Annotated in this window: 17 protein-coding genes and 1 pseudogene; 8 read left to right on the plus strand and 10 right to left on the minus strand. The window is 62.2% G+C overall.

Annotated elements, in window-relative coordinates:
• Positions 1-255: 255 nt before the first annotated feature.
• The gene (locus tag CCR94_RS00375) at positions 256-483 is read left to right on the plus strand and encodes an FmdB family zinc ribbon protein (protein ID WP_104505915.1); all 228 of its coding nucleotides are present in this window, start codon (positions 256-258) and stop codon (positions 481-483) included.
• A 409-nt stretch (positions 484-892) separates the two neighbouring features.
• On the opposite strand, the gene CCR94_RS24850 is transcribed toward CCR94_RS00375, so the two are convergent.
• Positions 893-1,093: a hypothetical protein gene (locus CCR94_RS24850; RefSeq protein WP_158254551.1), complete on the minus strand. Its 201-nt coding sequence runs from the start codon at positions 1,091-1,093 to the stop codon at positions 893-895.
• A 187-nt stretch (positions 1,094-1,280) separates the two neighbouring features.
• Here CCR94_RS24850 and CCR94_RS24855 point away from each other — a divergent pair, with 187 nt between their 5' ends.
• Positions 1,281-1,424 carry an SOS response-associated peptidase family protein gene (locus CCR94_RS24855; protein ID WP_158254552.1) on the plus strand — a complete coding sequence of 48 codons (144 nt, stop codon included), beginning with the start codon at positions 1,281-1,283 and terminating at the stop codon, positions 1,422-1,424.
• 599 nt (positions 1,425-2,023) lie between these two features.
• The gene (locus tag CCR94_RS00380; RefSeq protein ID WP_104505916.1) at positions 2,024-2,308 is read left to right on the plus strand and encodes a TIGR02300 family protein; all 285 of its coding nucleotides are present in this window, start codon (positions 2,024-2,026) and stop codon (positions 2,306-2,308) included.
• A 398-nt stretch (positions 2,309-2,706) separates the two neighbouring features.
• Here the strand turns inward: CCR94_RS00380 and CCR94_RS24860 are convergent, their stop codons facing one another.
• Both CCR94_RS24860 and CCR94_RS00395 read right to left on the minus strand, forming a co-directional pair.
• The gene (locus CCR94_RS24860) at positions 2,707-2,910 is read right to left on the minus strand and encodes a hypothetical protein (protein ID WP_158254553.1); all 204 of its coding nucleotides are present in this window, start codon (positions 2,908-2,910) and stop codon (positions 2,707-2,709) included.
• A 313-nt stretch (positions 2,911-3,223) separates the two neighbouring features.
• Positions 3,224-3,466, minus strand: a complete 243-nt coding sequence (locus tag CCR94_RS00395) for a BrnA antitoxin family protein (protein WP_104505919.1) — start codon at positions 3,464-3,466, stop codon at positions 3,224-3,226.
• A gap of 113 nt (positions 3,467-3,579) precedes the next feature.
• On the opposite strand from CCR94_RS00395, the gene CCR94_RS00400 reads away from it, so the two are divergent.
• Positions 3,580-3,951, plus strand: a complete 372-nt coding sequence (locus CCR94_RS00400) for a hypothetical protein (protein WP_146089768.1) — start codon at positions 3,580-3,582, stop codon at positions 3,949-3,951.
• Between the two features lie 40 nt (positions 3,952-3,991).
• Here CCR94_RS00400 and ctrA read toward each other — a convergent pair whose 3' ends face one another.
• From ctrA to CCR94_RS00435, 7 genes are all read right to left on the minus strand, one after another.
• Positions 3,992-4,693, minus strand: a complete 702-nt coding sequence (gene ctrA, locus CCR94_RS00405; protein ID WP_104505921.1) for a response regulator transcription factor CtrA — start codon at positions 4,691-4,693, stop codon at positions 3,992-3,994.
• 144 nt (positions 4,694-4,837) lie between these two features.
• Complete coding sequence (locus CCR94_RS00410) at positions 4,838-5,308, minus strand: thiol-disulfide oxidoreductase DCC family protein (RefSeq protein WP_206605738.1); 471 nt, start codon at positions 5,306-5,308, stop codon at positions 4,838-4,840.
• 158 nt (positions 5,309-5,466) lie between these two features.
• Positions 5,467-5,760, minus strand: a complete 294-nt coding sequence (locus CCR94_RS00415; protein WP_104505922.1) for a DUF2312 domain-containing protein — start codon at positions 5,758-5,760, stop codon at positions 5,467-5,469.
• Between the two features lie 394 nt (positions 5,761-6,154).
• A complete protein-coding gene (locus CCR94_RS00420) occupies positions 6,155-6,940 on the minus strand; it encodes an ABC transporter ATP-binding protein (RefSeq protein WP_104505923.1) in 786 nt (261 codons plus the stop codon).
• Positions 6,937-7,989, minus strand: a complete 1,053-nt coding sequence (locus CCR94_RS00425; RefSeq protein ID WP_104505924.1) for a FecCD family ABC transporter permease — start codon at positions 7,987-7,989, stop codon at positions 6,937-6,939. The genes CCR94_RS00420 and CCR94_RS00425 overlap by 4 nt, the downstream gene beginning before the upstream one ends.
• Entirely contained in the window at positions 7,989-9,047 is a 1,059-nt protein-coding gene (locus CCR94_RS00430; RefSeq protein ID WP_104505925.1) for an ABC transporter substrate-binding protein, read from the minus strand. The genes CCR94_RS00425 and CCR94_RS00430 overlap by 1 nt, the downstream gene beginning before the upstream one ends.
• A 2-nt stretch (positions 9,048-9,049) precedes the next feature.
• A complete protein-coding gene (locus CCR94_RS00435; RefSeq protein WP_104505926.1) occupies positions 9,050-11,284 on the minus strand; it encodes a TonB-dependent receptor in 2,235 nt (744 codons plus the stop codon).
• A gap of 41 nt (positions 11,285-11,325) precedes the next feature.
• On the opposite strand from CCR94_RS00435, the gene CCR94_RS00440 reads away from it, so the two are divergent.
• From CCR94_RS00440 to CCR94_RS25780, 4 genes and pseudogenes are all read left to right on the plus strand, one after another.
• On the plus strand, positions 11,326-11,580 hold the full coding sequence (locus tag CCR94_RS00440; protein WP_146089769.1) for a hypothetical protein: 255 nt from the start codon (positions 11,326-11,328) through the stop codon (positions 11,578-11,580).
• Positions 11,581-11,835: 255 nt separating this feature from the next.
• Positions 11,836-12,030 carry a hypothetical protein gene (locus CCR94_RS00445; RefSeq protein WP_146089770.1) on the plus strand — a complete coding sequence of 65 codons (195 nt, stop codon included), beginning with the start codon at positions 11,836-11,838 and terminating at the stop codon, positions 12,028-12,030.
• Between the two features lie 655 nt (positions 12,031-12,685).
• Entirely contained in the window at positions 12,686-12,937 is a 252-nt protein-coding gene (locus CCR94_RS00450) for a pentapeptide MXKDX repeat protein (RefSeq protein ID WP_104505929.1), read from the plus strand.
• A 74-nt stretch (positions 12,938-13,011) separates the two neighbouring features.
• Positions 13,012-13,164, plus strand: a pseudogene (locus CCR94_RS25780) (cytochrome b/b6 domain-containing protein); the annotation flags it as partial.

Genomic DNA, 13,164 nt, shown 5'->3' on the forward strand with positions numbered 1-13,164 from the left:
TCGGCGCCGGAAATCACCGTCATACGTCCCATGCTGCGCAGCTAACCTCGCTCATAAAGCCGATATAGCTGCGCAGAATCGCTCCGCGGGCCTGAATCCCGCAAGGCGCGTCACGCCGGAAGGATACTCTGTTCATCAAGGACGCGCTGGGGTTGCATGAGCTCACCCATCCGGTTGGGATGGCGAATGGCGTCTTGCCTCTGACCCGAAATCGCGGCATTCAGGGGCCTTAGTTCAAATGATCGAGGTCATCGAATGCCGATCTACGGCTATCAGTGCAAGAAATGCGGCGAGTCCTTCCAGACGCTTGTGCGCTCCGGCGAGGAGCCTGTCTGCCCGTCCTGCGGCGGCGCCGATCTGGAGCAGCAATTGTCGCTGATCGCTTCCCCAGCGAAGGGCGGCGAGAGCGATGCGCCGGCCTGCTCGAACGCCGGCGCCGGCGCAGGATGCGCCACTTGCCCCGGCGCGGCAATGTTCGGTTAGACAGCAAGAGCTGCAGACGGGCGCCGAGTTGCGGAAGGCGCCGGGTTGAGAATTTCTGAGGCGTCTCTTGTAGAACGCGCAGAACGCGCCCTTCTGTTTCATGCCACCATTCATTTCATGCGCCTTCGCCGGACAGGGCGCGCCGCAGAATTGGCGGATGGCGCAGGTGGCGCAATCCTCGATGTCCTCGACCTTGCGTCCCGTCAGCCAACGGAAAGCGTCGCTTTCAAGGGGCGCCTTGTTGGCCAGAGCCGACAGGATCGGAAAGTATTCACGGCCAAAATGCCCAGATGTAACATGCGTTATATCACCTGGCTGGGAGGCCTGGGGCGATTCCATTGGGCGCGTGGGTAGTTTCCGAGGGTGCTGCCTGACGTGAGGGGTTTGTAATGTCCAAAAATTGGGTTCCTTAACCGAGATCGAAGCCATGAATCGCGCCAACATAATTTTTCTTGTCATCGGCGGCCTCGTCGTTATCGCGGGCGTGCTTGCCTATGAGCTTTACCAGGACCGAAAGCAGCCACAGGGCGTGCAGATTCTCGTCGGCCCCAATGGGGTATCGGTCGAAGGCAAATAGCCTCGGTTCAACGAAACCAATACCCGACGCCACGCGATCCTCTGGGAATGCCTTCGCTGCGGTTTGCGCTGCGGAGACGCCTGCGATTCTGGCGTCGCCAGTCCGCAAAGTGACTTGCCCGCAAACTGGACTTGTACGCGGACGACCAAAGAGGGGAGGCCACCGTCGACTTCCATGCGTCTCTGACCACGGAGCCGAACGCGGGCGTGACCCAAAGGCAATGCCGGTCATTCTGACGACGGACGACGGGTTCGACATCTGGTTGCGGGCGGCGGCGGTCGAGGCCATGGCGCTTCAGAGGCCGCTGGCGGACGGGATGCTGAATTTCGTCGCGAGGGGACAGCGCGAGAACGCTGCGTCCTGAGCGGAATCGGACGCTCGGGCGCTGGAGAACCGCGATGACGGCAAAGCGCGATTTACGATCAGATGAAGCACGGCGTCACTGACGGGCGCGCCCGCCGGCGACGGCCCTTTCAGTCGCCGATTCCGGATTTCACGGCGTCGCCGCTGACAGGTTTGAAATAGACCTCGGCTTTCTTGGCCTTCATGGTGTATCATACGATTTCATGGAGGTTTTCGGACATCTTGTTGATCCGCTCATAGCCCAAGCGGCGGCCTTGGCCTTCCTGAGATTGTAAAGCAGAGGCTCAGACAATCGCGATCGATGGTCAAACCGAACCTATAACTTTGCCGCTCCCCTGAGCGATCGCACGACTTCCTTCGCGGCGCGGGAGCTTTGCCTGCGGATAATGTGCTTGCGCGGTCGAACGCTGGATCCTGGCGGGTGTTTTCTCCCGTCGCGGAAAACTGATCCGCACTCTCCATGCCAACGCCCTTCCGTCTGACTCGCAGAGGATTGAACTCATAGACACCGAGGTGCGGTCGCGCATTTCGGTTCATCGATCGCGTCGCATCACGCGCCGCGACCGCAACCCGGTGCAGAGCGCCGTAAGGAAATGATCCATGACAGATGAGCCAAGGGGTGAGAAAAGGCTATGCCTGAATTGCGCCGCCAAGTTTTTCGATCTCGCGAAGGAGCCGATCAAATGCCCAAAATGCGGTGCGACCTTCGAACCCGTGCTGCTTGCGCGCTCGCCGCCGCGCCGGATTGGGCGCCCATTTTCTCCCCAGCCTTTTGAACATCAGGGCGCAGTCGTTGAAGCGGCCGAGGAAGGCGTCAAAGCTTCGGATGGCGAGCATAACGAGGACGAAGGTGAAAAGCTGGCTGAAAATGACGCGGCGGTGTGAAGGGCCTGCGTGATGCGTTGATGCCGCCCGAGGGACTCGGCCGTTTCTCTGTGGACGAGGCCGAGACCGTCCGCGCGGCGATTCGCGACGCCGCCAGCACGGTCGGGAGGATGCCGGCCCATTTCATCCGTCGACGCCAAGGCCCTGACGCGCCAGTGGCATTCCAATCGCCCAACGCCGATCTCCCGTGCTATTGTTGAGCATAGAGTGTGGGAGAGTGCATTGTCAGACAGGCGAGAGTTATACCGGAGCCCAAACGGGGACACTTGGTTCTTGGCGCGCGAACCGTCCGATGGACGCGCTTTCATCATTCACCAACCGAATGCTCCTTCGGGCGGGCGGCTGTCGCATATCGAACTGGCGGCATTTCTGAGCAACAATGCGAATGGGCCTGAACATCAAGCATTGCTTCGCTTGATCGCAACCTTGGTGGAAATTCCCCCATATGCCCAGCAGACCTGAAGCTTGGAAGCGGCGGCCGAGGTGATCGGCAACGCAGTCAAGGTTATGGTTTCATTGTAGATCAATGCGGTTTGCCAAGGGCTTAGAGCGCGCTGCGTTTCCACGGAAACGCAGCGCGCTCCGGACTCTTTTTTTCGCATGATCTTTTCCAAAAACCGGTGTCCACTTTTTGGGATCACTCCAGGCGGCTTGGAACCTCACTCCGAGGGGCAAACGCAGATTGCCTTGATGCGCGATGTCTCGCGCAGGCTAACGAAGCGCGGCGCGCTTCGATCATCGCCGCAAAAGGAAAGGCCGCGCTCGCGGTCAACAGGCAGAGGCATGACCATCACAGCGCGCGCGCAAACCTCGCTGCCCCCCCTTGCTTCACCGGAGGGTTTTTGAACTCAAGAGGGGTGTTGTTGCGGCCCGCCGGCCTGTCACGCGCGTCGGACAGTGCAACGACTGGCCGGATCACAAGCCCGCCGCCCGCCGCAACGCGTCGTTGATCCTCTCCTGCCAGCCCGGTCCATCCTCTTGAAAATGTGCAAGCAGGTCGCTGTCGAGCTTGATCGACACCAATTCCTTGGAGACGGGAAGGCCACTTTTTCTTGGCGTGCGGACAGGCTCGACCGCTGGCGGCGGCGCTGGTTTGAACACAGCTTCGGCCAAGGACAAGGCGTCAGTCGGTCGATACCGGTTCGGGGGTCTTGTCATGCGAATTCTTCCGTTGAGCTTCTAACCAATACTGCTTAGCCACGCGCCTCAATGGGAAACGAAGGCGAAGGTGATGATAGGTTATACCTTAACGTGTGTGCGCGCCCCTACGATTGCAAGCAGAGTCTTTCGATAGCAGAACAAAGCGGGCGGGGACGCGCGCCCGGCCTGATCATGCGGCGTTCGAACGCCGGCCCTCAACCACTGGGAAAGCCATGTCCAAATCAAATAACGATTCCAACGTCAACGAAGACCGAGCTGATTTGGCCAAGGCAGCCATCGATACATTTCGCAACCGAACCGGAACCGACGCAGGCGACGTGATCGGCGATCTCATCGTCGACCTGCTGCACCTCAGCCGCCGCAGCGTCAAGAATTTCAATCCAAAACCCTTCCTGGACGGAAGTCTCCAGAGATTTCAGATCGAGGAAAGTCAGGACGGCGGTCGCGTCGCGTACGTCGGCCTCAAGGCGTTCGACGCCTGAAGGGCGCCGCCGCCGACACATCATCTGCGCCGAGCGAGGTTCAGGCGGTAATGCGCTCGCCGGCGTCAAACGGCTCGCGCGCCACGTAACCGCGTCCCCAGACGGTTTCGATATAATTGCCGCCATTGCTGGCGTTGGCGAGTTTCTTGCGCAATTTGCAAATGAAGACGTCGATGATCTTCAGTTCCGGCTCGTCCATGCCGCCGTAAAGATGATTGAGGAACATTTCCTTGGTGAGCGTCGTGCCCTTGCGCAGCGCAAGCAGCTCCATCATCTGATATTCCTTGCCGGTCAGATGCACGCGGACGCCGGCGATTTCGACCATTTTCTGATCGAGATTGACGACGAGGTCGCCGATGGCGATGACCGATTGGGCGTGGCCCTTTGAGCGGCGGACGATCGCCTGGATACGGGCGATCAGTTCGTCCTTGTGGAAGGGTTTGGTCAGGTAGTCGTCGGCGCCGAAACCCAGCCCTTTGACCTTGTCCTCGATGCCGGCCAGACCGGACAGGATCAGGATGGGAGTCTTGATCTTCGCGACGCGCAGGGCGCGCAGCACCTCATAGCCCGACATGTCCGGCAGATTGAGATCGAGCAGGATGATGTCGTAGTCGTAGACCTTGCCGAGATCGATGCCCTCCTCGCCGAGATCGGTGGTGTAGACGTTGAACTTCTCGGCCTTGAGCATCAGTTCGATGCTTTGCGCGACCGAACGGTCGTCTTCTATCAAGAGTACGCGCATGTGACGACCTCACCCTCAAGAAGCGTGACGACGGTCATCGGGCATCTCCGGCCAAGTTTTTTGCCCGTTGCTCCGATGATCGGCAGCGCGATTTTCATTCCAAAATGAATAGCGCGGAATGGTTAACGGCGAGTGCGGTGGATGCTAAGGCCGGCTTTCCGGCGCCACGACGCGGGCGCGCCACTCGGGCGGCGGCGCCATGCAGAAGTCGCGCTTGCCCGCCAGGAGATGGCGGTTGCGCGCTATCCGGTCGTAGACCCAGTCGCGCAAGGAACGCGGAAACACGGTCATGAAGGCCGCGAAAGACCACGGTCGACGCAGGCGCGCGCACACGGCGGCGACGCCGTCGGATTTCACAAGGGCCTTGCCGCCATCGATGAAGAGGAACGAGTCCGTATCGTCCGGATCGATCCCGTGACGCTCGGCGAGCAGCCTTCCCTCGTCCGACTGGAACGCCACGAAACGGATCAGCGGCGCCTTCTCCCGGCGCAGGACGAACAGGACCCAGCGCGAGCAGAAGATGCAGTATCCGTCGTAGAGCCACACCGGCGCCGAGCCCCTCGGCGATGTCGGCGGATGCTCTGGCCCGTTTGGCCTCATGGCTTCGTCGCCCATGGCGGTTGTCCTCTTCCGTGGTCAACAAGCGGTCGACCTGACCGTCACGTGCGCCATCTCGACGGAGAGGCGTCGCGCGTCCCGATTTGTTGCGGCATTTCATGCTTGGCGTCCCCGGGCGCGTGCGCCATGGGGAGTCTCGGTAGGGAATGCCGTGGTTACGCGGCCTTCGACTGTTCCGGCTCGGACGATTCCATGGCCCTGAGATACACGTCGAGCAGCGTCTCATGCTCGTCGCGCTCGTCCTTGTCCTGCTTGCGCAGGCGGATGATCTCCTTGATGACCTTGACGTCGTAGCCTTCGCCCTTGGCTTCCTGAAAGATTTCCTTCTTGCCCTCGTTCAGGGCCTTGATCTCTTCCTCGATGTGTTCGATGCGCTCGACGATGGTGCGAATGCGCTCACCTGCAACATCCAAACTGTCCGACACGGATGGTCTCCCTGATTGAGTCATGCCGCGGAGGCTAGGGTCGTGAAGGTCACCAAGATGTTAACGCGGTGGTTTGAGCTGTGGAGAATTCCGGCGTCGCGGGGCGCTTCCAACGTGTCTTTTTTCATCCATCGGCATCGCGGGATGTCGCTCCGGACGACGGACGGAAGACGAGCTTCTGATAGACGAGGCCGATGCCAATCGAGACAGCCCCAAGGCAGATGAAGGAGAAGGCGCGCGCGGCGCCTTCGAGAGCGCCGAGGTCGCAGAAGATGGAAGACGCGGCGCGTCTCCAGCGTGACATAGGCGAAGGTCAGCGCCAGGGCGGTCAGGCGCGTCATGCGGACGAGCCATGAGGGCCGCGTCTCGGTCGTGTTGGCGAGCAGGGCCGTCGCGGCTGTGATCGGCTTCACCGTCGTCAGTCCTGTTGCGCGGGAACAATCACCCCGCGCGAACCGGGAACAGCAACCCGTTGCGTCCTGACGCCATAGGTATCGAACAGATAATTCTCCGTGATCGCCGCCGACGGACAGCCGACGAAAACGGCTCCATTGCGCCCGAGCGTCGCCACGCTCTGCGCGTGACGCAGCGCCTGATTGGGATCGTGACTTGTCATCACCACGGTGAGCTTCGATCGGCGCGTCAGCTCGCACACGTGGTCGAGCACGCGGATCTGATGGCCGAAATCGAGGCTGGCGGTCGGCTCGTCCATCACCAGAATTTCGGGCTGTTGCGCCAGCGCGCGGGCGATCAGGGCGAGTTGCCTTTCACCGCCGCTGATCTCCGTGTAGGGGCGCTCGGCGAGATGTCCTATGGCGAGCGTCTCCAGCGCCTGGCGCGCGACCGCCAGATCGGAGGCGCCTGGCGCGGCGAAGGGTCCGAGATGCGCGGCCCGCCCGATCGAAACGACATCGATCACGCTGAAGGGAAACGGCGGCGTGTGCGCCTGCGGGACATAGGCGACCGTTTTGGCGAAGCGCGCGTCGGACCAGCGCGCGACGTCCTCGCCGCCGATGCGGATCACGCCGCGTTGCAGCGGCAGAAGCCGCAGCATGGTCTTGAACAGGGTGGTCTTGCCGACGCCATTGGGGCCGAGCAGACAGAACAGTTTTCCGCGCGGGATCGAGAGATCGACATTGGCGAGAACCGTGCGCGCGCCATAGCCGCAGGCGACGCCCTCAAGCTGCATGGCGATTTCGGTCATGACCAGCCTTTGCGAACATTCGACAGCAGCATGAGAAAGAACGGCGCGCCGAGCAGCGAGGTGAGAATGCCGAGCGGAACCTCGCTCGCCGACAGCACCCGGGCGAAATCGTCGACCGCCAGCAGGAAACCCGCGCCGAGCAGCGCGCTCGCCGGCAGCAGCACGCGATAGTTCGGCCCCACGATCAGGCGCGCCAGATGCGGGACGATCAGGCCGACCAGTCCGATTACGCCGCTGATCGACACACAGGCCGCCGTCATCAGCGTCGCCGCCACGATGACCACAAGGCGCAGCCGCGCGACACTCACGCCCAAAGCGCGGGCCTCGTCGTCGCCGAAGCACAGCGCGTTGAGCCGCCAGCGCAAAAGCATCAGCGTGGAAACGCCGACAAGCACGGGACCGGCAACCAGTTGCAGATCGCGGGAGGAGACGGACCCAAGGCTTCCCATCAGCCAGAAGGTGATGGCCGGCAGCGTGTTGGCGGGGTCCGCGACGAATTTTATCAGCGCGACGCCGGCGGAAAACAGGGTTCCCACGATCATGCCCGAGAGCACCATGACGAGAAGCGTCGCCCCGTCCGCGCTCTGGCGCCGGGCGAGGCCGTAGGCGAGGGCGACGGCGGCGAGACCACAGGCGAAGGCCGTCGCCTGAAGGGCGAGACCGCTCCAGCCGAACAGGATGGCGAGCGCGGCGCCGAAGCCGGCGCCATGGGCGACGCCGAGAATGTCGGGCGACACCAGCGGATTGCGGAATACGCCCTGAAAGGCGGCGCCCGATGTGGCCAGCGCCATGCCCACGGTCATGGCGGTGAGAATGCGCGGCAGCCGAACCTTGATCATCACGGCGGCGGCGTCGGCTGACGGAGCGTCTATCGGGAACACAGCAGCCAGCAGGGCCGTGAACGCGTCATGGGGCGACAGCGAAAACCGGCCGACCATCAGCGAGCCGAGAAAGAGCGCGATCAGCGCGGCAAGAGCGAGAAACCATCCGCCCAGGCGAGGCCAGCCCGGTCGGAAAGGTGTTGCCGCTTCGGGCGTCGCCAGATTCATCAGTTCCCCATCGGGTTTTGCCGGCGCCCGTCCGGGCCCTGGCCCTGCAACAGTTTTTCGGCTTCGGCGTCGGACAGCGCGTAGTGGTAGAACCGCCGATAATAGGCCTTCACCTCGGCGGCGAGATCGAGATCGGCGAACAGATCGGGGTGCAGGGTCTTGGCCATGAAGGCGAGCAGCAGAACGCCTTCGCTGCTGCTGTCCCAGAAGAACACGCCGTCGGGAACGGCGATCACGCGCCCGGATTTCACCGCCGCGATGTCGCTCCAGCGCGGGTCCTGCGTGACCAGTTCGAGCGGATATTGCCGCCCGACCAGGATCACGTCCGGATTCCAGGCGATGATGTCCTCAATGTTGACGGGGGAGATGCCCGGCTTGGTTTGCCGCATCAGCGCCATGTTCGCGCCGGCCATCTCGCCATACCAGCGCATGTTCGATTCGCGCCCATGGGTGGTGAGCGCCGCCGGCCCCCGCACATAATAGACTTTTGGCCGCTTGTCGGCGGGAAGGCGATCGGTCTTCGCGGTGATGCGCGCGACCATGGCGTCGTAACAGGCGCGCCAATCCTGCGCGACCGCCTTGGCTTTCGGACCGAGCACGTCGCCGAACAGCCGCACCTCGTCCTTGACGGCGCGCAGGAAATCCTCGCGGTCCCGGGCTTCGGCGGTCGAAGGCGTCGTCACCAGCGCGGGGATGCCGGCGCTCGCCAGTTTTTCCAGCGGACCGGGCTGGTTGAAGGAAAACGCCAGTTGCACATGGCGCGACAGCAGGTCTTCGACATTGGCCGTGGTGACGGTGGGAATGTCCCTGGCCTTCGGATTGGTCTGTTCGAGCCAGGGCGGAAAATTGCGCTGCCGCGCCACAATCCTGTCGGCCTCTCCGAGCAAGAAGACCTTTTCGTAGCAGGCGCCGGTGAGACAGGCGACGCGCCGCGCGTCAACGGGAACCGAGACCTCCCGCCCCGCGCCGTCGGTCACGGTAAAGACCTCGGCCGCGCGCATCGGCGCGGCGCCGGCGAGCAGCAGCGCCGCCAGCGCCAGTTCTCGCGCCGCGCGCATCGTCAAAAACTCACGGTCATCGAGAAGGACAATGTGCGCGGAACGCCGGTGTAGAGCATGTCGTCGCCCTTGTTGGTCCAGTAGCGCTTGTCGAGCAGGTTGGCGACATTGACCCGGAACGTGGTGGGCTTGCCGCCGACCTTCATCTCGTAGCGGGCGCCGGCGTCGAGCAGGAATACTTGCGGGATCGAGATCGTGTTGGCGTTGTTGACCCACTCCTTGCTGGTGTAGGTCGCGCCCCCGAGCAGGGACAGACCGGGCAAGCTGTCGAGCGCGTATTCGCCAAAAACATTGGCGATGCGATTGGGCACGCCGAGCGGCGTCTTGCCGACGAGGCTGGCGGTGGACGACTTGGTGATTTCGGCGTCGAGAGCGGTGAAACCGCCGCCGAGGGTGAGTTGCTCCGTCGCCTTTCCCGTAAAGGTGAATTCGGCGCCCTTGTGCCGCTCGCGCCCGTCGAGCGTGTACAGCGTCGTCACCGGGTCGGTGAAGGCGTTGGCCTTTTCAATGTCGAAGAGCGCGAGGTTGAGATCCATCCGTCCGACCGTCGCCTTGACGCCCGTCTCCCATTGCGTGGCGAGATAGGGCGGCAGCGCCTGCCCGTAATTGATCGAGGTCGAGGGCGCGGTCGGCCCCTGCTGCAACGATTGGGTATAGGCGACATAGGTGGTGACGGCGGCAATCGGCTTGAACATGATCGCGCCCGAAGGCGTGACTTTTGTCGCGGCATATTGCGCTGTCTGCGCGCCGGTGTTGGCGGCCCAGGTCGTGTCCTCGACCCGGGGCGCGTTGGCGCCGAGAAAAACCGACCATTGGTCGTTGAACGTCACCCTGTCGGCGACGAGCGCGCTGATCAATTCGGTCGTCTCGGTCGCGCGCATTTTGTGGCCGGTGTTGAGCGGATAGTTCGGATCGGCCGGGTAGGTCGGGTTCAGGATTTTGCCGATGATCGAGGTGGGAAATCCCCACTTGTTGGTGTCTGAGTTCGGATAGGCGTTGCGCGAGTCGACATGGGTCTGCGCATAGCCGAAGGTCACGTCGTGATGGACGAAATCGGTCGAGAACGCGGCGTCGACAAACGTGTAGCCCTGCGTCGTCAGCGCCTGGTTTGTGCTCTTGATCTGCATGTAATAATTGTAGTCGCCGGCATTGTTGATGAAGCTGTCGCGCATGTTCAGGCTGCGGTTTTCCGCCGCCGTGTAGCGGAAGGCCGAGCGCAATGTGAACACGTCGTTGACCCGCCAATTCAGGCTGGCGCCGACGCGATTATATTCGTCGTGGGTGAAATTGTAGGGCGCGCCATAGTTGCGCCGCAGGTCGGGCGCCGCCGGAATGACGGTGGCCTTGCCGACCAGGAAATAGGCCTGCTGGTTGTTGATGTCGCGGTCGAAATGCGAGGCTTCCAGCGACAGCGTGGCGGAGGGCGCGACATGCCAGTCGAACGCGCCTGAATACAATTGGCGCGGATGGGTTTCGCGGTCGACGCCGACATTGCCATCGCCGACCTTCACGAAGTTGAAGCGATAGCCGAACTGGCCGTCGCCAATGGTGAGCGGGCCGCCAAAATCGCCCTGCACATAGCCTTGCTGTCCCCCGTAATTGCCGACCCGGATCTTGTTGATCGTGGTTTCCGTCGGCCGCTTCAGCACGTAATTCACCATGCCGCCCGGACCTGTGAAGCCGTAGAGAAAGCCGCTGGCGCCATTGAGGATTTCCACCCGCTCCTTGTCCTCGATCGGCTCCAGGCCGACAGAGGCGCGCATGCCGTCTACGGCCGCGGCGCCGTTGGAGCTGTAGCTGAAGCCGCGAATCATGAAGTAATTCGCCGAGAGATTGCTGCCGAGTTGCGGGCGAACGGTCGGATTGTATTTCATCGCTTCCGAGGTCGAACTCGCGCCGATGTTTTCGATGAGTTCGGAGGAGACCGCATTGATCGACAATGGCGTGTCCTTGATCGGCAGCTTGCCGAGCGGGCCGACATTGACCGTCGCGGGACGGTAGCCGTTCTCGGACGATCCCGCGTTCGCGCCTTGCGCGTTTTCGGCTGGCGCGGCTTGCGCCGCAGAACCCTGCGGGGCGCGCACGTCATCGGCGTTCACGACAATGTCCGGTATCGCCACATCCTCGGCGTGCGCCGCTGCAACCAATGCGGAGATCGCCAACAGACTGACGCCGCCGAGGCGCAGACGGCTGAGGGGCAAGACACGGATTTGACGACGCGGGTTCAAGAGTTGCATGCCGGCCCCCAGGGCTCGCAAATGAAATTGCGAGCTTAGGATTGAAACGCCGGCTCATGCCGTTCTCGGCGCTCCAGGTCACCGAGGAGCGCAATAAAAGTCCTTATTCTGCAAAGATTAAGCAACTTTCAGATGGCGATATACATGCGGCGGAAAACGGGTGTCAACATTTGAAGCGCGTTATTTTTGAGCAAAGCGCCAAAGGTGCGGCCTTGTCCCGTTCTCTTTGGACGCGCTTGCCGACATTGCCGTCCTTCCGCAGCGCCATTTTGTTGGAGGTGTTTCGGCTGACCTGAACACGGCAGGCGATCGCGTGGGGCAATGGCCCCGTCGGCCCCGTTGGGATCGGCGTCAAACGCCCCGTCGACGATCGAGCCGGCCGGCGTTTCCCTGTGCGGCTCCGCTGGCTCGCTGGCCAAGCCTGTTGAACCCCCATGTGTGCTGCCGCGGCGTCGGCGTTTGCGTCCATCTGCCGCAACCCGATATTGATCTCCGACAAGCCGTGTTGCGACAAGTCATGGGTACAACCGCGTCGTCATATGGAGCTTCGAATGGCGCGCGTAGAATCGGAACTGGCCGAAACGGCAGCCGTCACCGTGCAAGTCGCAAGAGACCAGGTCATCGCTGCCGGCGACCCCGAAACCATTGCGTGGGCCCTTGATCAGTTCCGCGAGGCGGAGGCGTTGCTGCGGCGGGTCACCGCGGATTGCGACGGGCCGCCGGGGGAGGTCAAGGGGGCCGTTTGAGAGCGAGGGCGGCGGCCCGGCAATCCGAAAACCAGCTTCCCCACCTTTGTTCCGGCTGCCAAACCTAAGATTTCATCTCGGGCTTCTGGCAACGTAGATGACTGTAATAAATGGAATAAATCTGCTTCTGATCCCGCATATGGGGAAGGGGTAGGGGAAGAGCTGGTCAAATCAGCGCCGCCTTGCTGTGCCGAAGTCGTCGTGCAAACCTCGAACGTCGAGGAAACGATGTCGCGACATCGCGCCTTTCCGCACGCCCTACGCGTCGGAATTCGACCATGCGATCCTGATTTCCGAGAGCTGTCACAAAGTCCCGCGCGCCGGCGGCGGCGGCGCGCGGTCTCGCAGCTCGCGCCACGGGCGCGCAGACCTGCTGGATCATCGAGTCTTGAACGCGTGCGTGTTCTTCCGGATATTGAGAGGACAACTCTCGATATCGAGGGCTGACCGCGAATGATCATCGAGGGTAGCTTTCGTCATCGGCCCTCGCCGAGCCTGCCGTCAAAACCGAAATAATTCGGTGCGCCGCGTAATAAGCCCACACGGCGCATCGTATAGTCGGTGAAAGATAAAACTTCTTTCAAACGTTTTGCAGAACTGACGGACCATGACGGGCCGCCAGGGATCGCCTACGCCTCACTTCCGGAGCACAGTCATGAACGTCAAGACCACCAGCGCCGCCGCTTTCGCTTTCCTCGCCCTGTTTGCTTTCGCCGGCGCCGCCTCCGCCGAGGACAAGATGGGCGCTGATGGCATGAAAGCCGACGCGATGCATGGCGACGCCATGAAGACCGAGCCCAAGAAGGGCGACGCCATGAAGGGCGATACGACCAAGCACGACACGATGAAGCCGGACGCGATGCATGGCGACGCGATGAAGCCCGACGCCATGAAGGGCGGCAAGTAGTCGCACAATCCAGCCTGTCCGGCTTCGCGCCGGGCAGGCGTCTCGGCAGCCAGGAGAGGAGAACTCCTTTGACGATCCTTCCGACGGCCGAACTTGAATCGCCGGCGAATGCCGGCCGCAAGCTGGTTCATCGTCACGCCCTGGCGACGCGCGTCACCCATTGGATCAACGCGCTTTGCGTGACCGTGCTGCTGATGAGCGGATTGCAGATTTTTCTCGCGCATCCC

Source organism: Rhodoblastus sphagnicola, from assembly GCF_002937075.1.
Classification (GTDB): domain Bacteria; phylum Pseudomonadota; class Alphaproteobacteria; order Rhizobiales; family Beijerinckiaceae; genus Rhodoblastus; species Rhodoblastus sphagnicola.